Origin of the sequence: Roseitalea sp. MMSF_3546 (genome assembly GCF_030732865.1) — a bacterium.
Lineage (GTDB): Bacteria > Pseudomonadota > Alphaproteobacteria > Rhizobiales > Rhizobiaceae > Roseitalea.
Genome location: NZ_JASHKB010000021.1, coordinates 41,779 through 61,312, shown reverse-complemented (window position 1 = coordinate 61,312; position 19,534 = coordinate 41,779). Strand labels below are relative to the sequence as shown.

General features: G+C 68.0%; 14 protein-coding genes. 2 read left to right on the top strand and 12 right to left on the bottom strand.

Annotated elements, in window-relative coordinates; genetic code table 11:
* From RBB34_RS15275 to RBB34_RS15255, 5 genes are all read right to left on the bottom strand, one after another.
* On the bottom strand, positions 1-867 hold the full coding sequence (locus RBB34_RS15275) for a sugar phosphate isomerase/epimerase (protein WP_306120099.1): 867 nt from the start codon (positions 865-867) through the stop codon (positions 1-3).
* 39 nt (positions 868-906) lie between these two features.
* Positions 907-1,968, bottom strand: a complete 1,062-nt coding sequence (gene ugpC / locus RBB34_RS15270; protein WP_306120098.1) for a sn-glycerol-3-phosphate ABC transporter ATP-binding protein UgpC — start codon at positions 1,966-1,968, stop codon at positions 907-909.
* 76 nt (positions 1,969-2,044) lie between these two features.
* Positions 2,045-3,484, bottom strand: a complete 1,440-nt coding sequence (locus RBB34_RS15265) for an extracellular solute-binding protein (protein WP_306120097.1) — start codon at positions 3,482-3,484, stop codon at positions 2,045-2,047.
* Positions 3,485-3,506: 22 nt separating this feature from the next.
* Entirely contained in the window at positions 3,507-4,523 is a 1,017-nt protein-coding gene (locus RBB34_RS15260) for a carbohydrate ABC transporter permease (RefSeq protein ID WP_306120113.1), read from the bottom strand.
* Positions 4,523-5,410 carry a sugar ABC transporter permease gene (locus tag RBB34_RS15255; protein WP_306120096.1) on the bottom strand — a complete coding sequence of 296 codons (888 nt, stop codon included), beginning with the start codon at positions 5,408-5,410 and terminating at the stop codon, positions 4,523-4,525. The genes RBB34_RS15260 and RBB34_RS15255 overlap by 1 nt, the downstream gene beginning before the upstream one ends.
* A gap of 429 nt (positions 5,411-5,839) precedes the next feature.
* On the opposite strand from RBB34_RS15255, the gene RBB34_RS15250 reads away from it, so the two are divergent.
* Positions 5,840-6,796 carry a PfkB family carbohydrate kinase gene (locus RBB34_RS15250; protein WP_306120095.1) on the top strand — a complete coding sequence of 319 codons (957 nt, stop codon included), beginning with the start codon at positions 5,840-5,842 and terminating at the stop codon, positions 6,794-6,796.
* A gap of 3 nt (positions 6,797-6,799) precedes the next feature.
* The gene (locus tag RBB34_RS15245; protein ID WP_306120094.1) at positions 6,800-7,774 is read left to right on the top strand and encodes a sugar-binding domain-containing protein; all 975 of its coding nucleotides are present in this window, start codon (positions 6,800-6,802) and stop codon (positions 7,772-7,774) included.
* On the opposite strand, the gene RBB34_RS15240 is transcribed toward RBB34_RS15245, so the two are convergent.
* From RBB34_RS15240 to glgX, 7 genes are all read right to left on the bottom strand, one after another.
* Positions 7,759-8,484 carry an alpha/beta fold hydrolase gene (locus RBB34_RS15240; RefSeq protein WP_306120093.1) on the bottom strand — a complete coding sequence of 242 codons (726 nt, stop codon included), beginning with the start codon at positions 8,482-8,484 and terminating at the stop codon, positions 7,759-7,761. The two genes, RBB34_RS15245 and RBB34_RS15240, sit on opposite strands and share 16 nt — an antisense overlap.
* Positions 8,481-8,711, bottom strand: a complete 231-nt coding sequence (locus tag RBB34_RS15235) for a lipoyl domain-containing protein (RefSeq protein ID WP_306120092.1) — start codon at positions 8,709-8,711, stop codon at positions 8,481-8,483. The genes RBB34_RS15240 and RBB34_RS15235 overlap by 4 nt, the downstream gene beginning before the upstream one ends.
* A gap of 24 nt (positions 8,712-8,735) precedes the next feature.
* Positions 8,736-11,195 carry an alpha-ketoacid dehydrogenase subunit alpha/beta gene (locus RBB34_RS15230; RefSeq protein WP_306120091.1) on the bottom strand — a complete coding sequence of 820 codons (2,460 nt, stop codon included), beginning with the start codon at positions 11,193-11,195 and terminating at the stop codon, positions 8,736-8,738.
* A gap of 152 nt (positions 11,196-11,347) precedes the next feature.
* Positions 11,348-13,864, bottom strand: coding sequence for a malto-oligosyltrehalose synthase (gene treY / locus RBB34_RS15225; RefSeq protein WP_306120090.1), 2,517 nt, complete (start codon positions 13,862-13,864; stop codon positions 11,348-11,350).
* The gene (malQ, locus tag RBB34_RS15220) at positions 13,861-15,654 is read right to left on the bottom strand and encodes a 4-alpha-glucanotransferase (RefSeq protein WP_306120089.1); all 1,794 of its coding nucleotides are present in this window, start codon (positions 15,652-15,654) and stop codon (positions 13,861-13,863) included. Before malQ ends, treY begins: the two co-directional genes overlap by 4 nt.
* Positions 15,651-17,435 carry a malto-oligosyltrehalose trehalohydrolase gene (treZ, locus tag RBB34_RS15215; protein ID WP_306120088.1) on the bottom strand — a complete coding sequence of 595 codons (1,785 nt, stop codon included), beginning with the start codon at positions 17,433-17,435 and terminating at the stop codon, positions 15,651-15,653. Before treZ ends, malQ begins: the two co-directional genes overlap by 4 nt.
* The gene (gene glgX / locus RBB34_RS15210) at positions 17,432-19,522 is read right to left on the bottom strand and encodes a glycogen debranching protein GlgX (protein ID WP_306120087.1); all 2,091 of its coding nucleotides are present in this window, start codon (positions 19,520-19,522) and stop codon (positions 17,432-17,434) included. Before glgX ends, treZ begins: the two co-directional genes overlap by 4 nt.
* Between the last annotated feature and the right edge of the window lie 12 nt (positions 19,523-19,534).

The window sequence follows — 19,534 nt, the reverse complement described above, 5'->3', positions numbered from 1 at the left end:
TCAGCCCGGCGCGCGGCCGGTCGCCAGGCCGTATTGCCGGGCCTTGTTGCGCAGGAAGGGCAGCCCCTGGCCGATCACCGCGTCGGTGCTCTCGGCGACCGGCCGCCAGACCGACAGGCCGAAGGCGATCTCCGGCGGCATGTTGATGAAGCTTTCCATCGCCAGTCCGCCATCGAACCCGATCGCGGCGAGCGCGGCGAAGATCTCGTCCCAGTCGCAGGTGCCGCTGCCCGGCGTGCCGCGGTCGGATTCGCTCAAATGGATGTAGCGCAGATGCTCGCGCGCGGCGAGAATGCCGTTGGCCGCGCCCTTTTCCTCGATGTTCATGTGATAGGTGTCGAGGTGCACGAAGATGTCCGGGCTTCCGATGCGCTCGATCATCGCCACCGCTTGCGCGCCGGTGTTCAGCAGATGGCTTTCATAGCGGTTGACCGGCTCGATGCCGAAGGCGATGCCACGCCCGCGCGCATGGCGCGCGGCGGCCTCGAGGCATCGGGCGACATTGTCGAGCTCGGCCTCGGTGGGCGGGGCGCCGCTGCGCTCGCCGATCCCGCCATAGGTGACGCCCGACAGCGCGTCCGCGCCCATGGCGGCGGCGGTGTCGAGCGCGCTCTTCAGGAAGGCGATGCCTGCCTCGGGGTCGCGCGAGGGCCAGGCCGGCTCGGGCAGGCCGAGCGAACACACCGCGCGCACACCGGCGCGCTCGAACAGTTTGCGGCTGTGGGCGGCATCGACGACGGACGGGTCGAGCAGCGCGACCTCGACGAAGTCGAACCCGCACCGGACGGCCTCGGCCACCGCGTGCTCGGCCGCATCCTGCGTCCAGCGCATCGTCCAGATGCTCGAATGGATGCCGAATCCCTTCATGTGTCCTCCCCCTTGCGGCCGGCGCCGGCGCGAACCCGTCTAGAGCCGTGCGCCGGTCTGTGGATCGAAGAAATGCGCCTGGGTCATGTCCACCGGCACGGTGCAGTTCTCGCCCACGCTCACCGGGAAGCGTGGATCGACCTGAGCGATCAGCGCGGCGCCGTTCAGATGCCCGATCAGCAGCGTATGCGCGCCCAGCGGCTCGATGACGTCAGGTCTGAAGGTCAGTTCGGCCTGATGGGCCGAATGGCGCATGTGCTCGGGCCGGATGCCGAATGTGACCGCGCCGCGATTGCCGAGCCTCGTTTCGTCCTGCGGCGCCAGTTCCAGGGTCTGGTCGCCAAGATGCACCGACCCGCCGTCTATGGTCGCGTCGAGAAAGTTCATCGCGGGCGAGCCGATGAAATTGGCGACGAACCGGTTGGCCGGCTGCTCGTAGAGCGTGATCGGGTCGGCGGCCTGCTCGATGATGCCGCCATTCATCACCACGACCCGATCGGCCATGGTCATCGCCTCCACCTGGTCGTGCGTGACATAGACCGTGGTCGTGCCGAGCCGGCGCTGCAGCAGCTTGATCTCGGTGCGCATCTCGACGCGGAGCTTCGCGTCGAGATTGGACAGCGGCTCGTCGAAGAGAAAGGCCTGCGGATCGCGCACCAGAGCCCGGCCGATGGCGACCCGCTGGCGCTGGCCGCCCGACAGGTTCTTGGGCTTGCGGTCGAGAAAACCCGTCAGTCCCAGGAGTTCGGCCGCATCGGCCACCTTGCGGTCGATGGTGGCCCGGTCGACGCCGTGCACGCGCATCGCATAGGCGATGTTGTCGCGCACGGACATGTGCGGATAGAGCGCATAGTTCTGGAACACCATGGCGCAGTCGCGTTCGCCCGGCCGCGCATGGGTGACGTCGCGTCCGGCGATGGCGATCGTGCCTGAGGTCACCGCCTCCAGCCCGGCCAGCATGCGCAGCGTCGTCGTCTTGCCGCAGCCGGAGGGACCGACCAGCACCATGAATTCGCCCTGCTCGATAGCGAGATCGAGCGGCGGAATGACGGTCACCTCCCCGAATGCCTTGGTGACCTGGGCAAATCGAATATGGGACAAAGAGAAATCGCTCCGGCATGAAAGTCCCGGGGCCGCGCGGGCCCCGGGGTCGTGACTTGGGTCGTTGCGCGCCGGCCTATTCGAGCGGCGGCAGGCCCACCGAGGCGCGATAGGCGGCGAGCTGGGTTTCGCGGCCGAACTCGTCGGTCAGCTTGTCCCACTCCTGGGCGATCGTGTCGAGCGCCTCCTGCGGCGTCACATCGCCGGCCAGCGCCTTGGACAGCTCGATCTCCAGCACCTCGGTATAGGAGAAGAAGCCCGGCAGACGCAGGTCAAGCGCGACATTGGGCGCATCGAGCGAGGCGCGCTGCGCCGAAAGATAGCTCTCGGCCTCCTCGCGGGTGAAGATCTCCAGCCAGTTATCGATGTTCTCGTAATGGCTGAAGCGATAGGGGTTGATGCCGGTATTGGCGGTGACGATGGCGATGCCCGACTGTTCGGGGCTGGTCAGCGTCGCCACATAGTCCCAGGCCGCTTCCTGGTTGCGGCTGTCGGCCGGCACGCCCGCCTGCCAGCCGCCGAAGGCCAGGAACGGCGAGGCGACTGGCTCGTCGAAGCTGTCCCACTCGCCCGTCTTGTGGTTCCAGATCTCGGTCGAACCCGGCAGCATGGCGGTGCGCACATTGCCGGCGATGGAGCCTTCGGTGGCGCCGAGCACGCCCGAATCGGCCCAGTCGATGTTCATGGCCACGGTGCCGCCGGCATAGAGCGGGCGCACATCGCCCGAGCCGTTGTTGAGCGCGCCCGGCGGGTTGAACTCGACCGAGCGCTTGTAGTCCTCCAGCGCGCGCACCCAGCCCGGATTGTTGACCTGCGCATCCATGGTCTCGGGGTCGAAGAACATCGAGCCGGGATTGTCGGGATGGTTGGTGTAGCTCGCCGCATGGCTGAAGAAGTACCAGAACTGCTGGCCGCCGCGGCGGAAGGCCTCGGCGGTGCCGTAAAGACCCTCATCGGGCCGGTGGAAGAACTCGGCGATGTCGTAATACTGGTCCCAGGTCGCCGGCGCGGCGAGCGGATAGCCGTATTGCTCCTCGAAGGCGGCCATCTCGTCGGGATCCTGCATCAGGTCGGCGCGCAGGTTCAGCATGTGCATGTCGCCATCCATGGTGGCCGACTTCACCTCGTCGTTCCACACCATGAGCCGCTCGCGGAAGACGGGGTGGATGTCCTCCCAGTCCGAGCCCTCGCGCAGGCTTTCGGGCATGGTCGACAGATAGGGGGCGAAGTCCGGCAGCCAGGCCGGCGTGAAGCCGATCACGTCGAAATCGCCGGTCTGCTGGGACATGGCGGTCAGGAACTTCGGATAGAGTTCGCCGAACGGGAACTCCACCACGTTCACAGTGCCACATGTCTTTTCCTCCCAGGCCTGACCGGCCATGGCCATCGCCGAGGCGACGAACGGTCCGTTCTGGGTGGAGACGGTGAGCGTGACGCCCGTGAAGTCGGGCTCGCACGCAAGCGCGGTGCCAGCAGCCAGAGGCGTCAGGGCCGCAGCCAGTAGAAGTCTCTTCATGGTGATCCTCCCTTGGTAGAGACTATTTGATCGAACCGGACAGCAGGCCGGATCGCATCATCCGGCCCAGGATCGTCGCGACGATGATCATCGGAATGATCGTCACCAGCGTCGCGACGGCGATCGCCCACCATTCATCGCCCCGGCTCGAATTCTGACCGGCGAGAAGGATGGGCAGCGTCTGCCACTGACCCGAGGTCAGCAGCAGGGCGAACAGGAACTCGTTCCAGATGAAGGCGAGCACCACCATGGAGGTGGCGATCAGCCCCGGCCGCGCCATGGGCAGGACGATCTGGAAGAATATGCGCATGCGGCCGATATCGTCGACGAGCGCGGCCTCCTCGACCTCGATCGGCACGGCCTCGAGGAAATCGCGCATCAGCCAGACCGCGAACGGCAGGCCGAAGGCGATATAGGCGAGCACCATGCCGGCGAAGGTGTCGAGCAGCGGCAGCCCGGCACGGCCGAGTTCGGCATACAGCAGGAACAGTGCGAACGCCGCCACGATCGGCGGAAAGATGCGCTGGGAGACGAACCAGAAGGTGATGTCGCGATTGCCCAGGGCCGGCCCGGGCAGGGGCAGGCGATTGGCGGCCATCGAGACCACGAGCGAGGCGACCAGCACGATGCCGAGCGCTGTCGGCACGCTCATCGCCAGCACCCCTTCCAGAAGCACGAAACCGCCGATCGACACCACGGCGAACGCGATGCCCGCAAGCAGCTTCACCCGGAACTCGAAGCGCACCAGCGCATAGGCGGCCATCGTGCCCAGAAACACCGACAGCACGGTGGCGACGAACGAGATCGACAGCGAGGAGACGATGGGACCGTAAAAGTCCCCGCGCAGGCCCGAAAACGCGTCGCGGAACGCCTGCAGCGTCGGCTGGAAGTCGACGAACGGAATGTATGTCGGCCCCTGGCTGACCGCGATGGGCGGCTTGAACGCTGTCACGAAGACGAAATAGAGCGGAAAGACGCAGATGAAGAACCACACCAGCGTCAGCCCGACGCCGATGCGCTTCCAGCCTTGCTCGGCCATCACGCATATCTCCTGAGCAGGCGCTGGGCGAGCAGGAGATAGACCGTGCCCGAAACGATGACGACGATCAGGAAAGTGAAGCTGAGCGCCGAGGTCAGGCCGAGATTGAACTTCTTGAAGCCTTCATTGTAGGCAAAGAGCGTGAGCGTCTCGGTGGCCGTGCCCGGCCCGCCGCCGGTCAGCACGAACACCGTGTCGATGACCTTGAAGCCCTCGATCAGGCGGATGAAGATCACCGCCACCGACAGCGGCAGCAGCATTGGGAAGGTGATGTCGACGAACCGCCGCCACGCCGGCACGTTGTCGACGCGCGCCGCCTCGAACACCTCCTCGGGCAGGCTCTGCAGCCCGGCCAGCATGAGCAGCATGACAAACGGCGTCCACTGCCAGGTCTCGACGACGATCAGCACGCCGATGGCAAGCCAGGCCTCGGTCAGGAACGGCACGTAGTCAAAGCCCATCGCGTCGAGCGCGTCGTTGACCGGCCCCAGATAGGGATGGAAGATCATGCGCGCGATCAGCGCCACGCAGACCGGCGCCAGGAACATCGGCAACAGGAAGGTGACCCGGTAGAGGTCGGCGCCGCGCACATTGTGGTGCAGCGCCAGCGCCAGCGCGAAGCCCAGAACGTACTGGAAGACGACCGAGACCACCACGATGATCGTGGTCGTCCACATCGAGCCCCAGAACCGGGCCGAGGACAGGATCGTCTCGTAGTTCTCGAACCCGACGAAGCGCGGCGGCAGCGGCGGCACCACCCGCACGGCCTGGAAGGACACCGTCAGCGCATAGATCAGCGGGAACAGCGTGACGACCAGAACGATCAGAAACGCCGGCCAGATGAACGCGTATTTCACCGCGTCGCCGCGGTTCGGCGCTGCCTGCATCGAGCTCCTCCCTTGCCCGGACAATGCAGCGAGTTCCACGAACGATCAAGGCAAAAATGTAGTGAAACTACTCATGGCGCGACAAAAATTTAGCCGCAACGACTTTTGTCCGCGCCACGTCGGCTCATGCCCAAGACATGGGCGACCGGCAATGGCTGTTGCAGTGCTACCGCGCCGTTGCGGCGCGGGCGCTTCCGGCCTCGAGGTTCGATGCCGCATCCGGTCGCCGCGCCCAACGACGCGCCAACGCATCACTCCCGATGTAGCGATGCTACATTTTTCGGCACGCGTCCGTACAGCCGCCCGGCCAGCGCTCTCCCGCTGCCGGGACCTGCAAGGATCCGCAACGGACAATGCCCGGCCTTGCTTGACAAAGCCGGGCCGATCGGTCGAAGACCGTGCGGCAGCAACGGCACGGCAAGGCGATCCATGGCCAGGCTCTGGTTTCTCGGTGAAGCGCTGATCGACTTCGTCCCGGTCACCTCGCCGGAGGGACCGGCCTTCGCCCCGCGCCCGGGCGGCTCGCCCTTCAACGCCGCCAAGGCCGCCGCGCTCGCCGGCGGCGATGCCGCCTTCCTGGGCGCCATCTCGACCGATCTGTTCGGCACCCGGCTGGCCGACGACCTTGCCGCCCATGGCGTCGCCACCCAGACGGCGATCCGCGGCGCCGATCCGACCACGCTCGCTTTCGTCGAGCTCGACCACGGCGAGGCGCGCTACGCCTTCTTCAACAAGGCCAGCGGCACCAGCCTGATCGACCCCGACCCGGCGCGTTTCGATCCCGGCCCGGACGACGTGCTGCATGTCGGCTCGATCGCGTTGATCGACCAGCCCGGCGCCGACAACATCGCCCGCTTCGCCGAGGCGGCGGCGGGCCGCGTCCGGCTGTGCCTCGACCCCAATGCCCGGCCGGCCATGATGCCCGACATCGAGGCCTGGCGCGCCCGGCTTCGCCGACTGTGCGACCGCGCCGCCATCATCAAGGTCAGCGCCGAGGACCTCGATTGCCTCGCGCCGGGGATCTCGGCCAGCGACTTCGCCCACACGCAGCTCGCCCGCGGCACCGACCTGGTGCTCGTCACGCGCGGCGCCGACGGCGCGGTGGCCTTCGCACATGGTGCAACCGTCGAGCGCGACGGCTTCAGCGTCACGGTCGCCGACACGGTCGGCGCCGGCGACACCGTCACCGGCTTTCTTCTGGCCGATCTCGCCGCGCGCGGGCTGACCGCGCCGGGCGCGCTGGCGACCCTTGAGGCCCAGGCGCTCGGCGCCACGCTCGATCTGGCCCTTGCCGCCGCCGCCATGACCTGCACGCGCACCGGCTGCCGGCCGCCGCGCCGGCCCGAGGCCGAGGCATTCCTGGCGCAAGCGCGCCGGTCTGCCTGATCCATGGCCCGTCTCGCACGAACCCCGGTCGGACTTGCCGAAAGCGACGATCTGCGCCTGCGCGCGGCCTGGCTCTATTACAGCCGCGGCATGATCCAGCGCGAGATCGCCGACCGGCTCGGCGTCAGCCGGTCGACCGTCATCCGCATGCTCGAGGAGGCCCGCCGCCGCGGCGAGGTGCAGATCACCATCGAGGCGGTACCCGAGGAGTGCACGGCCCTTGCGGTCGAACTCGAACAGGCCCTCGGCATCGCCGAGGCGATCGTCGTGCCCGGCAGCGGCACGCCGGACGAGACCGCGCGCGATGTCGGCGCCGCGCTCGGCCGGTTTCTTTCCGACGTCGTCGCCGACGACATGGTGATCGGCGTCGGCTGGGGCCGCACGCTCGATGCCGCGCTCGGCAGCTTTCGCCCGCACCGGCGCGTCGGCGTGCGTGTCCTGTCGCTGCTGGGCGGGCTGGTCGAGGCGCGCGAACTCAATCCGGTCGATGTCGCCTGGAACATGGCGAGCCGGCTCGACGCGCGCTGCCTGATGCTGCTCGCGCCGCTGATCGTCGACAGCGCCGAGACCAAGCGGCGCCTGATGGACAAGTGCGGGCTCGACCGGCTCGCCGAACTCGCCCGGCGCATGGACCTCGCCGTGATCAGTTGCGGCGATGTCGGCGCGCAGGGCTCCTCGCTCAGCCAGGGCGTGCTGACCGAGGCCGAGGCGAACGCGCTGGTCGCCGCCGGCGCGGTCTGCGACACGTTGTGCCAGTTCCTCGATGCGAACGGACGGACCGTCGACCATGCCGTGCATGAGCGCGTCATGGCCATCGATCTCGACCATGTTGCCACCGCCCGCCATGTCGTGCTCGCCTCGGGCGGGGCGCATCGTGCCCGGGCGATCGGGGCGACGATCGCGCGGGTCGGCTGCGGCACGCTGATCACCGACGAGGCGGCGGCCCAGGCCCTGCTCGCCGGTCAGCCCAGCGCCTGAGCCACCAGGCGGCCGACCCGGCCCGCCACCTCGGCATGGGGCATGTGCCCGGCTCCCTCGATCGAGTGCAGCGCGACGCCCTCGGGCAGCGGCCGGTCGGGATCGCGCGGATTGATCGCATCCTCGGTGCCCCAGAGCACCGTCGCGCCCGCGCGCGGGGCGGGCGGCGGCGGCGCGGCGAGCATGGCCTCGGCCAGCCGGGCGAGATCGGCGCGCCGACCTTCGGCCGCCAGCCCGGCGAGCACGTGCCGGGCCATGGCCGGCGTGATGAAGCCGGGCCTTGCGACAAGCCGCGCCAACAGCGCCTGCGCCTGCCCGTCCGTCTCGACCCTGGGCAGTTCGCGCAGGAACCGCGCATCCAGCCCGGTGCCCCATCCGGCCGGCGCGATGAGAACCAGAGCGCCCACGCGATCGGGACGCTGGTCGGCCACATGCAGCGCGACCGCCGCGCCGAGCGAGTGACCGACCAGCGACACCGGCGCATCAAATCGCTCGAGCGCCGTCGCAACGAGCGCGGCAAGATCGGCGGGCGCGCAATCGGCCGGCAGCGGGCCGGCACGGCCATGGGCGGGCAGATCGACGGTCCACACCGCATGGCGGGCGGCGAGCGGGGCGACGAGCGGGGTCCAGGAAAGCGCGTCGGCGCCGAAGCCATGGATCATCAGGGCCGGTGGGCCGTCGCCACCGGCGTGAACGAGTGGCAAGCTCATCCGATCTCGGCCAGCGTGTCGCCCACCTCGGCGATCTCGCCCTCGGGCACGATGATCTTCTGGAGCGTGCCCGAAGCGGGCGCATCGAGTTCGAACGTCATCTTGGTCGTCGAGATCGAGACGATCGGCTCGCCTTGGTCGACGGTGTCGCCCTCGGCCTTGAGCCATTCGGCGACTTCGGCCTCGGTGATCTCGTTGCCGAGCTGGGGGACGAGAACGGGCGTCATGGGCGTCTCCTTGGCGAAATCGGTTCAGATGCCGCGGCGCGCCAGATCGAGCGCGTCCCAACTGCGCACGCCGCGCCGGTTGACCTTGCGCTCGGGATGGAACGCGCCGGTAACGGCCTCGACGATGTCGTGGGCCTGCGGGAAATAGGTGGTTTCCATGTCGGCGCCGGGAACGATCCAGTTCGGCGCGCCAAGCACCACGGGCGCGGCCTTCAGATCGGCAAAACCGTGGCGCGTGACCGTTGCCGCAAGGGTCTGGGCGAAGCTGCCGCGTTCGCAGGCCTCCGAGACGACGAGCAGATGGCCGGTCCGGGCCACCGATGCGAGCACCGGCGCGTGGTCGAACGGCACCAGCGTGCGCGCGTCGACGATCTCGGCCTCGATGCCCAGTGCCGCCAGTTCCTCGGCCGCATCGAGCGCCGGATAGAGCGAGGGCCCGATGGTCAGCACGGTGACGTCGCGGCCGTGGCGCTTGATGTCGGGCAGACCGATCGGCACGCGGTAATAGTCGGCCGGCACGCCGTCTCCGGCGAGGGTTTCCACCTTGTCGTAGAGCCGCTGGCTTTCGAAGACGACCACCGGATCGTTGCTCGACAGGGCCGAGGCCATCAGCCCCTTGGCGTCGAAGGGCGTCGCCGGATAGACGACCTTGAGCCCCGGTATGTGGGCGATCAGCGCGGTCAGATCCTGCGAATGCTGGGCGCCGTATTTGGAGCCGACCGAGGTGCGCAGCACCACGGGCAGTTGCAGCATGCCCGCGGACATGGCCTGCCACTTGGCGAGTTGGTTGAAGATCTCGTCGCCCGCCCGGCCGATGAAGTCCGCATACATCAGTTCGACCAGCGAGCGACCGCCGGCCATTGCGTGGCCGATGGCGGTGGCGACAATGGCGGCCTCGGAAATCGGCGCGTTGAACAGCCGGTGATGGGGCAGCACGTCGGCAAGGCCGCGATAGACACCGAAGGCACCGCCCCACTCGCGGCATTCCTCGCCCCAGGCCACGAGCCGGCCGTCATGGGCCATGTGGTGCACGATCGCCTCGGTCAGCCCGTCGCGCAGCGTGATCGCGCGCATCGGCGAGACGCTCGCGCCATCCTCGCCGCGCCCGTTGCGCGCCTTGCGGCCGAGCTTGCGCAGGGCGGCGCTGTCCTCGACCGGTCCGGCGAGCGTCGACGGTCCGGAGGGCACATCGATCTGACCATGCGAGAACATCATCTGGCCGATCAGCACCGGGTTCGCCGCCACGTCGACCGGCGGAGCGATCTTCGGGTCGACCACCGCGCGCACGACCGCGGCGATGCGTTCGGCGACCTCGCCGCGCATCGCCTCGATACCGGCCTCGCTCGTCACGCCGGCATCGACGAGCATGCCGGAAAAACGCGCGATCGGATCGTGCGGCTCCCAAAGCGCGATCTCCTCGCGGCTGCGATAGGCGTTGGCATCGGTGGTCGAATGGCCGCAGGAGCGGTAGCACTCCACATCGAGCAGCGCCGGACCCTTGCCTTCGCGCAGCAGCGCACGCTTGCGTGCCACGGCGTCGGCGACGGCCAGCGGGTTGGTGCCATCCACCGTCTCGGCATGCATGGCCGACGCGTTGACGCCGGCCCCGATGCGCGACAGCCTGTCCCAGCCCATGGTCTCGCCGGCGGTCTGCCCGCCCATGGCGTAGAAATTGTTGGTAAAGAAGAAAAGCACCGGCAAGCCGCCATCGTAGGGCGGCTGCCACAGCGTGTCGAACTGCGCCATCGACGCAAAGTTCATCGCCTCGAACACCGGCCCGCAGCCGGTCGCGCCGTCCCCGGCATGGGCGACGCAGATGCCGTCCTCGCCGGCAAGCCGACGACGCAGCGCCGCGCCGGTGGCGATGCCCGCCGAGGCGCCGACAATGGCATTATTCGGATAGGCGCCGAATGGCGGGAAGAAGGCGTGCATGGACCCGCCCATGCCGCCATTGAATCCGTTCGATCGCATGAATATCTCGGCGAGAAAGCCGAACAGCAGGAAATTCTCGGCCAGCGCCCGGCCTTCGCCGCCCAGCGCGCGCGCCACCGTATCGCGCAGGCGCCCCCCGTCATGGCCGGCCATGATCGCGTCCAGATCGGCTTCGTCGCCGTTTGCGATCGCCGCCAGCCCCTTGGCAAGGAATTCGCCATGGCTGCGATGGGAACCGAAGATGAAGTCGTTGGGCGCAAGCGCCAGCGCCGCGCCGACCGCCGCGCCCTCCTGGCCGATGGAAAGATGCGCCGGACCCTTGTAGGTGTAGGCGATCTCGCCATGGCGCCCGGTCGCCTTGAAGGACGAGAGCATTTCCTCGAACGCGCGGATCACCAGCATGTGGCGCAACGCTTCCATGAGGGGCGCATCGCCGCGCGCGGCGCGTTCCTCGGCGAAGGGCCGGTCATAGGCGTGAACGGCAATGGCCGGCATGGTCAGGCGGGTCGGCGCCAGCGCCTGATCCGGATCGACGACGATTTGCCTTGGCACGACGCTTCTCCCGCTTCGCTGTGTTGCCGCGTCCTTCCCGTGTCAAACCGGTGAACTTATGTCAAGCCAAAGCGGCAAAAGTCCGCACCATGCGCGCCTTGCGTCTTCGATGTCCTCGTCGACCTTGCCCGCGCGGTGACACCCGACAGGCCCTAATGGGCAAGGGCGATCACGACGGGACAGCGGTCCGGCGACTCCTTGGCGGCGATCGCACCGTCTCGAAACTCGAGCGGAGCGTCCGGGGCCAAGGCGCGCCAGTCGCGATCGGCAAGTTGGCGCGGCAGCACGAAAGCCGCCGGACCGGATCGGCGCACCGGCGGCGTCTCGGCGATCACCGTGATCGCCCGCTCCTCGAAGACCCGCGCAAAGCCGATGGCCGCGCCGTTGCGAGCGGGCCCATTGGCCGGCTCCAGCGGCAGATAGGCACCGCAAGCGAACAGTTCGGGCAGACGCCGGCGCAGTTGGAGCAGTCGCGCCATCAGGGTCATCTTGGCGCGGTCGAATGCCGAGGCGCCGGGCACCGGCTGACCGGCCAGCATGGCCTGCCTGGCCGCGAAATCGACCGGCCGGCGGTTGTCGGGATCGACCAGGCTGAGGTCGGCCCATTCGGTGCCCTGATAGATGTCGGCAATGCCGGGCAATGTCAGTTTCAGGGCCAGTTGCACCAGGCTGCGGCGTTCGCCGGCGGCAATCAGCGGACCCGACACCGTGGCGAAATCGGCAACGAAGGCGCTATTGCCCAATGCGTCCGATACGAAGTCGGCCAGTGCGGTTTCATAACGCGTGTCGGTGCTTGTCCAGCGCGTACGCCGCTTGGCTTCCCGGGCAGCCTTGATCATGTATTCGCGCATGCGCGCGGCCAGTGCCGCGTCGTCCGGTTCCCACGCGCCGAGCAGCGCCTGGTAGAACAGCCATCGGTCCTCGGCGTCCGGCATGTCCGCACCGCTCTTGCCGAGCACGTCGTCCCAGCGATGGACCGCGTCGGTCCAGTTGCCCGCGTCATCGGCAATCGCGGCGATGCGCATGCGCGCGTCCTCGCCGCGCTTGGTGTCGTGCGTGGCCGTGCCGTTGAGCGGCCGCTGCTGGGTCGACATGCGATGGGCGACGAAGGTCTCGAAAGCCGTCGGCGCCAGCGCGACGGGTTCGGGTTCGGCGCCCACCTCGTTGGCCGAAAGCAACCGAACGTGGCGATAGAAGTGCGTATCCTCGAGCGCCTTGGCCATGAGCGCCCCGGTGGTCTGCTCAAAGCGTGCCCGGAGCAGATTTGCGGTGTCGGATCGGCATTCGACCAGAAGACGGATCAGGTCGCGCACCGCGCCGGCATCTTCCAGATCGACGGCCCGCGCGGCGTCGGCCTCGACCTCGCACATCAGCCGGTCATTGACCGCGCCATGATCGGGATCGGCGAGATAGGTCCGGTAGACCGGCATGGCGCAGGCGATAGCGATAAGCGCGCGGCGCACCGTGTCCGGTCCCCGATCCCGGGCGCGCGGATCGTCGACCGCAACGCGGCGGGCAAGGGCGACGAGGCGATGCAGTTCGGCGGCGAGATTGACGGTCAGGATTTCGCGCTTGGCCGCGGCCAGCATGGCGGCAGGATCGTGCGACCGCCCGGCATGGGCGTCAAAGCCGGTCGCCAGCCTCCGGCTGCCATCGGCATCGGTGAGAAGCCCCGTCACGGCGTTCGCCAGTTCGTAGCCGGTCGTGCCCTGGACCGGCCAGTGCCCGCACATCGGTTCGTCGGCGCCCAGAATCTTCTCGACCCAGATCGGCACATCGTCCCGAACACGCTGGCGCAGCCGCGCAAGATAGCCCGCCGGATCGGCGAGCCCGTCGACATGATCGATGCGCAGCCCCTGCACCTGGCCGGTTTCGACGAGCCCGAGCGTGAGCCGATGCACATCATCGAATACCGCCGCATCGTCGACGCGCACGCCGACCAGATCGGCGATCTCGAAAAAGCGCCGATAGGTCAGCCCGTCACGCGCCAGACGCCAGTAGGCAAGCCGCCAGTGCTGCATCTCATGGATCCGATGCAGCGCCTCGCCATCGTCCGACAGCGCCGAGAGCCGCTCATCGAGCGCCTCGGCGTTGCCCGGATCGGACAGCCATCCGCGCAGTTCGTCCGCACCCGTGGGGATGGCGTCGTGCACGGCCGGCCAACTTACCGGGCACAGGGGAAAGGCGTGCTCGAAATAGGTCAGGCACAGTCCCTGTCCATCGCGCGCCAGTCCCAGTTCGCCCTCGCAAAGCGCGTCGCCATAGGGCTTGCCGAGCGTCGGCAGCACCAGCTTCGGCGCCGACCAGTCGATGTCGAAATGGCCGGCAAAGGCGCTTTGCGGCCCATGGCTCAGGACGTCGCGCCACCAGCCATTGTGCGGGGATGCCGCCATGTGGTTCGGCACGATGTCCAGGATCAGCCCCAGGCCCTCGGCGTCCAAAGCCGCGGTCAGCCGGTCGAAGCCGGCGCGCCCGCCAAGCGTGTCATCGATGCGATTGTGGTCGATCACGTCGTAGCCATGGGTCGAGCCCGGCATCGCCGCGAAGATCGGCGAGGCATAAAGATGGCTGATTCCGAGGCGCGCCAGATAGGGCGCGAGCGAGGCGGCATGGTCGAAATCCATGCCGCCGCGAAACTGGAGCCGATAGGTGGCGCGCGGCACGGTCATTTCGGTCGAACCCGGGCGAGCGCGGCGACATGCGCCCTAAAGCCGGGATCGGCGCCAAGCGCCTCGATCGTCACCGGCAGGCGCTGGCGCCAGTTCGGATACGCGTCGATCGTTCCGGGCACGTTGACCTGCTCGGCAACGCCCAGCGCGTCCTCGATCTGCAGCGCGAACAGCCGGGCGGGGCTCGAGGCGACATGGGCATGAAGGCGCGTCGACAGCGCGACCGTGTCCGCATGTTGACCGAGCGCATCGGCGATCCGTGCCCTGTCCTGTTCGCGCAAGGCGGCGCGCGCGCGCGCCTGCGCGTCGTCTTCCAGGCCCAGCCGCCTGCGCAATGCGATGTCTTCGCCCCGCCACCAGCCGGTGAAGGTCGGCATGTCGTGCGTTGCAAGGCAGGCCAGCGCATCGACAGGCCAGTCCGCCGGGACGGGGAATGGCGCGCCGCCGCGATCGATCAGAAAGACCAGATAGGAGTGCAGGCCGCGCTGCTGGATGAGATCGGAGAAGCCGGGCGGCACGAGACCCAGATCCTCGCCGACCACGAGCGTGCCGTTGCGCTGCGAGACCTCCGCCAGCCGACGCAGGAGCGTCTGCAGCGGGTAACGCATATAGGCGCCCTTCAAAGGTTCGGTGCCGCGCGGGATCAGCCACATGCGCGCCAGGCTCATCGCATGATCGAGCCGCAGCGCGCCGGCATGGCGCATGACCGCATCGACCGTCTCGGCCAGCGGCGCGCCCTCGGTTTCCTCAAGGCGCGGCGCCGCGAGCGGCGCCAGCCCCCAGTCCTGCCCCAACGGGCCGAGCGGATCGGGAGGCGCGCCGACCGAAAGGGCCGGCACCGTCAGGTGCGGATCGGTCCAGGCGGCCGAGCCGTCATCGGCCGCGCCCACCGCCATGTCCAGATAGAGCCCGATACGCAGACCCGCGCTTTCGGCCTCGGCCCGCACCCGCTCGAGCTGGGCGTCGGCAACCCATTGCAGCCAGCGGTGATAGTCGACCGCCATCGCATTGTCGCTCGCAAATCCGGCGACCGCGCTGCCCGAGGCGTCACGATAGGGCGCGGGCCAGCCTGACCAGCCGGCGCCGTGCCCCTCGGCGACCATGACTTCCGACAGCGCTTCGAACACTGCGTGCGCGGTCAACGCGCTGCCGTGCCGGGCACAGAACCGGGCGTAGCTGCGACGGTCGGTCTCGCACCAGCCATACGAGCCGTGAATGCGACGCAATATGCGATCCTTGAGCCTGATCGCGGCGGCGATATCGAGCAGCGGGGTTTTGCGCAAACGTTCGGCTTCGCGCTGTTCTTCGTCGGTCAGCGCCCCGACGCGCAGCCAGTCGATGGCGATATAGGCCGGGTTGAGAAAACGCCGGTTCGACGGAAAGAACGGGCTGACGCGCTCCGGCGCGCTCCAGAACAGGGCGTGCAGCGGATTGACGCCGACGAAGTCCGCGCCCGCCGCGCCGGCGATACGGCACAGGGCCGCCAGGTCGGCAAGATCGCCCATGCCCAGATTGCGCATCGAGGCAAGGCTCGGCAATTGGCAGGTGATGCCCCACACGCGCGCGCCCCGCAGGCCCTCGGGCACGAAGCAGCGTGGCGGGTCCGCGGCGTCGAGCGCATCGTCGATCGTGCCGGGCGGGTGTGCCCGCTCCGCTTTCAGTTCGAGGATCTCGGCCAGCACCTGCAAGGTCTCGACCGGCACCGCCCGGCGCTTGCCGTCCATGCCGACATAGTCGGGCTCGATGCCGTGGGAGGCACACAGCCTTGCCAGCTCCGCGCGTGCCGTCACGGTGCACCATCTGCGATCGTCACCTCGATCGCCCAGCGATCCGTGTCGATCGCGCCATGACGATGGATCGGTTCGCCCGGAATTTCCGCCGCGAACGGCGCGCCCCCCAGATTGGCGAGCAGCCGCAGCATGGTGCCATCGGCAAGACGCCAACCGGCTTGCACGCCGCATTCTCCATGAGCGGCAACATCGGCATTCATCGCCGTCATCCCGGCCAGGCGCGGGGCGATGTGCTCGGCACGGATCGCGGTGAGCTTGCCGAACAGCGCCATGCGTTCGGCGCCCTCGGCGGTGTCGCGGCCGGCCCAGTCGAGCCTGGAGCCGGCAAAGGTCGCCGGATCGTTGGGATCGGGAATGCTCTGGCGCGCCCGGGGGTCGGCAAACTGGCTCCAGCGGCTGAATTCCTCGCGCCGTCCCTTGCGCACCGCCTCGGCGAGTTCGCCGTGAAAATCGCAGAAGAAGCGGAACGGCCGCCTCTCGCCCCACTCCTCGCCCATGAAGACGAGCGGGATCATCGGCGACAGCAGCAGCAGCGCCGTCATCACCTCCACAGCGTCGCGGGAGGCGAGCGCGGTGAGCCTTTCGCCAAAGGCCCGGTTGCCCGTCTGGTCGTGGTTCTGCAGAAAGTTGACGAACGCCGGCGGCGGCAGATGTGCGGACGGCTCGCCGCGCCGTTCACCGCCGCGATAGGGCGACGCGCGCCCCTGCTGCACGTAACCGTCGCGCAGCGCGATCAGCATGTCTGCGCGCGGATCCTCGGCATAGTCGCCGTAATAGCCGTCGCGCTCGCCGGTCGCGATCACGTGCGCGACGTGGTGGAAGTCATCGTTCCACTCGCCGTCATAAAGCTGCGGCCGGCCGGCTGCGTCGCGGCCGTGCAGGCCGGTTATGTTGCGGTCGTCCTCGGTGGTCAGATGCACCGGCCGGCCGAAGTCGTGGGCGCGCACGGCACGGGCCAGCTCGGTCAGGATCGGTTCTTCGGACTGATCGGCGATCTGGTCGGTGGCATCGAGGCGAAGGCCGTCGAAGCGATACTCCTCGAGCCAGTACAGCGCGTTGTCGATGAAGAACTGGCGCACCGGCGCACGGTCGAAGGCGATCGCCGGACCCCAGGGCGTCGACCGGTCGTCGTGAAAGAAGGCATCAGCGTAAGCGTGCAGGTAATTGCCGTCCGGACCGAAGTGATTGTAGACGACGTCGACAAAGACCATCAGCTGGCGTTCATGGGCCGCGTCGATCAGGGCCTTGAGCGCCTCGGGACTGCCATAGGCCGGATGGGGGGCATACAGCAGCACGCCGTCATAGCCCCAGCCGCGATCGCCGGCGAACTGCGCCACGGGGCACAGTTCGACCGCCGTGACCCCGATCCCGGCAAGATGATCGAGCTTGCGGCGCACGGCATCGAACGTGCCCTCCGGCGAGAACGTGCCGACATGCAGTTCATATAGGATCGTGTCTTCCCACGGCCGGCCCTTCCAGTCGCAGCGCCAGTCATAGGCACGCGGATCGACCAGCCTGGACGGGCCGTGAACATCGCCGGCCTGGGCCCGCGCGGCCGGATCGGGCACCTGCATCTCGCCGGTCACGAAGGCATAGGGCGCGCCGGGCGCGGCGGCCACATGCGTTTCGAACCAGCCGTTCCCGACGGGTTCCATCGCATGATGTCGGCCTTCGACGGCGACGGCGAGCCGGTCGAGATCGGGCGCCCACAGGCGAAAGCGCCAGCGCCCCTCGCCGTCGGGCTCGGCACCCCAGCGCTTGGCGAAATGTGACCGGCTCATCGCAGCGTCTCCTGGGTTTCCATCAGAAGGATGCTGCGCGCCGGCACACTGGCCGGACTACCCGAGGGTATCAATTCGTGCTGGGGAAAGATGAGCCCCTGCGCACTGTCCACGATGATGCGCCAGGTCACCGCCCGTTCGCGCTCGGGCAGCATGAAGTCGCGATCCTCGCCGCGCGAATTCAACAGCATCAACAGCGACCGTTCGCCCGCATCGCTGAGCATCAGGCCAAGCGAATGATCGTCCTGCTCGTGCCAGCGTTCGCCCTCCAGCCTTTCGCCGGCCGCGTCGAGCCACACGACGGTGGGGAACCGGGCCCTGCCCGCCGGCTCGCCATGCCGGAAGGCGTCCGGGCGCAAAAGAGCGCGCGCCTTGCGCAACAGCATCAGCCCGCGCAGGAAATCGGTCATTTGGGGATCCTGGCAGCTGTCGGACCAGTCCATCCAGCTTAGTTCGTTATCCTGGCAATAGGCGTTGTTGTTGCCGTTCTGCGTGCGGCCGCATTCATCGCCCATCAGCATCATCGGCGTGCCGTGACTGAACAGCATGGTGGCGATCGTGGCGCGGCGCAGCCGGTTGCGCGTCTCGTTGATCTCGGGGTCGTCGGTCGGCCCTTCATGACCGCTGTTCCAGCTTCGGTTGTCGTCGTGGCCGTCCGAATTGCCTTCCTGGTTGGCGCTGTTGTGCTTGCGGTCGTAGGACCAAAGATCGGTGAGCGTGAAGCCGTCATGGGCGGTGACGAAATTGACGCTGGCCCAGGGGCGCCGTCCGCGATGATCGAAGCGATTGGCCGAGCCGAGCAGCGCGCCGGCGATCTTGGTGTGGCTGTCCTCTTCGCCGCGCCAGAAACTGCGCACCGAATCGCGGTAGCCATCGTTCCATTCGGCCCATCCGGGCGGAAAGCTGCCGAGCTGGTGGCCGTTGGCGCCGACATCCCAGGGTTCGGCAATCAGCTTGACGCGCGACAGGACCGGGTCCTGCCGTATGGCGCCGAAGAATATCGCGTTGGGGTCGAAGCGATCGTACTCCCGGCCAAGCGAGGTCGCCAGATCGAAACGGAAGCCGTCGACATGGCACTGCTCGACGAAGTAGCGCAGCGAATCGGTGACCATCTGCAACACGCGCGGGTTGCGCAGGTTCATCGTGTTGCCGCAGCCGGTGGTCTCGAAATAGTAGCGCGGATTGTGTCCGAGCAGATAATAGCTGGCATTGTCGATGCCGCGGAACGACAGCGTCGGCCCCATCTCGTTGCCTTCGGCGGTGTGGTTGAACACCACGTCCAGGATCACTTCGATGCCGGCCTCGTGCAGCCGCTTGACCATCAGCTTGAACTCGCCGAGCCCCTGACCGGGCGAGAAGTAGCGCGAGGCAAGGGCGTGAAAGCAGACCGTGTTGTAGCCCCAATAGTTGGCCAGGCCCTTCTGGGTGAGATGGCGGTCGTCGAAGAAGGCCTGGACGGGCTGGAGTTCGATCGCGGTCACGCCCAGGCTCGTCAGGTGGCGGATGACCTTGGGGTCTGCGAGCCCCGCGAAGGTCCCGCGCAATTGCTGCGGCAGGTCCCGATGGCGCGCCGTCAGGCCCTTCACATGGGCCTCGTAGATGATCGTTTCGGACCAGTCGCGCCGTGGCCGGATGTCCTGGCCCCAGGTATGGGCCGGGTCGATGACCACGCACTTGGGCATGACGCGCGCGCTGTCGCGCCGATCGAAACTCAGATCCTGCCGGCTGCTGCCGACCCGGTAGCCGAAGCACGCATCGTGCCAGCGCACCTCGCCCGTCAGCGCCAGCGCGTAGGGGTCGATGAGCAGCTTGTTGGGGTTGAACCGATGGCCGTCTTCGGGCGCATAGGGACCGTGGACGCGATAGCCGTAGAGCTGGCCGGGGCGGATCTCGGGCAGATAGCCGTGCCAGACCTCATGGGTGTATTCGGGCAGATCGACGCGATCGATCTCGCGCTTTCCGTTGCCGTCGAACAGGCAAAGCTGCACCCGCGTCGCATTCGCCGAGAACAGGGCGAAATTGACGCCGGAGCCGTCCCAGCTGGCGCCGAGCGGAAAGGGAAGTCCGGGTTCGACCCGGTAGCTCATGAAACGCTCCCT

Bases quoted from the DNA above. Each gene is read 5' to 3' on its own strand.
- glgX (WP_306120087.1), bottom strand. From the start codon at position 19,522: ATGAGCTACCGGGTCGAACCCGGACTTCCCTTTCCGCTCGGCGCCAGC.
- RBB34_RS15235 (WP_306120092.1), bottom strand. From the start codon at position 8,711: ATGACGCCCGTTCTCGTCCCCCAGCTCGGCAACGAGATCACCGAGGCC.
- RBB34_RS15240 (WP_306120093.1), bottom strand. From the start codon at position 8,484: ATGAGCTTGCCACTCGTTCACGCCGGTGGCGACGGCCCACCGGCCCTG.
- treY (WP_306120090.1), bottom strand. From the start codon at position 13,864: ATGACCGTGCCGCGCGCCACCTATCGGCTCCAGTTTCGCGGCGGCATG.
- RBB34_RS15265 (WP_306120097.1), bottom strand. From the start codon at position 3,484: ATGAAGAGACTTCTACTGGCTGCGGCCCTGACGCCTCTGGCTGCTGGC.
- RBB34_RS15275 (WP_306120099.1), bottom strand. From the start codon at position 867: ATGAAGGGATTCGGCATCCATTCGAGCATCTGGACGATGCGCTGGACG.
- RBB34_RS15245 (WP_306120094.1), top strand. From the start codon at position 6,800: ATGGCCCGTCTCGCACGAACCCCGGTCGGACTTGCCGAAAGCGACGAT.
- RBB34_RS15255 (WP_306120096.1), bottom strand. From the start codon at position 5,410: ATGCAGGCAGCGCCGAACCGCGGCGACGCGGTGAAATACGCGTTCATC.
- RBB34_RS15260 (WP_306120113.1), bottom strand. From the start codon at position 4,523: ATGGCCGAGCAAGGCTGGAAGCGCATCGGCGTCGGGCTGACGCTGGTG.
- RBB34_RS15250 (WP_306120095.1), top strand. From the start codon at position 5,840: ATGGCCAGGCTCTGGTTTCTCGGTGAAGCGCTGATCGACTTCGTCCCG.
- treZ (WP_306120088.1), bottom strand. From the start codon at position 17,435: ATGAGCCGGTCACATTTCGCCAAGCGCTGGGGTGCCGAGCCCGACGGC.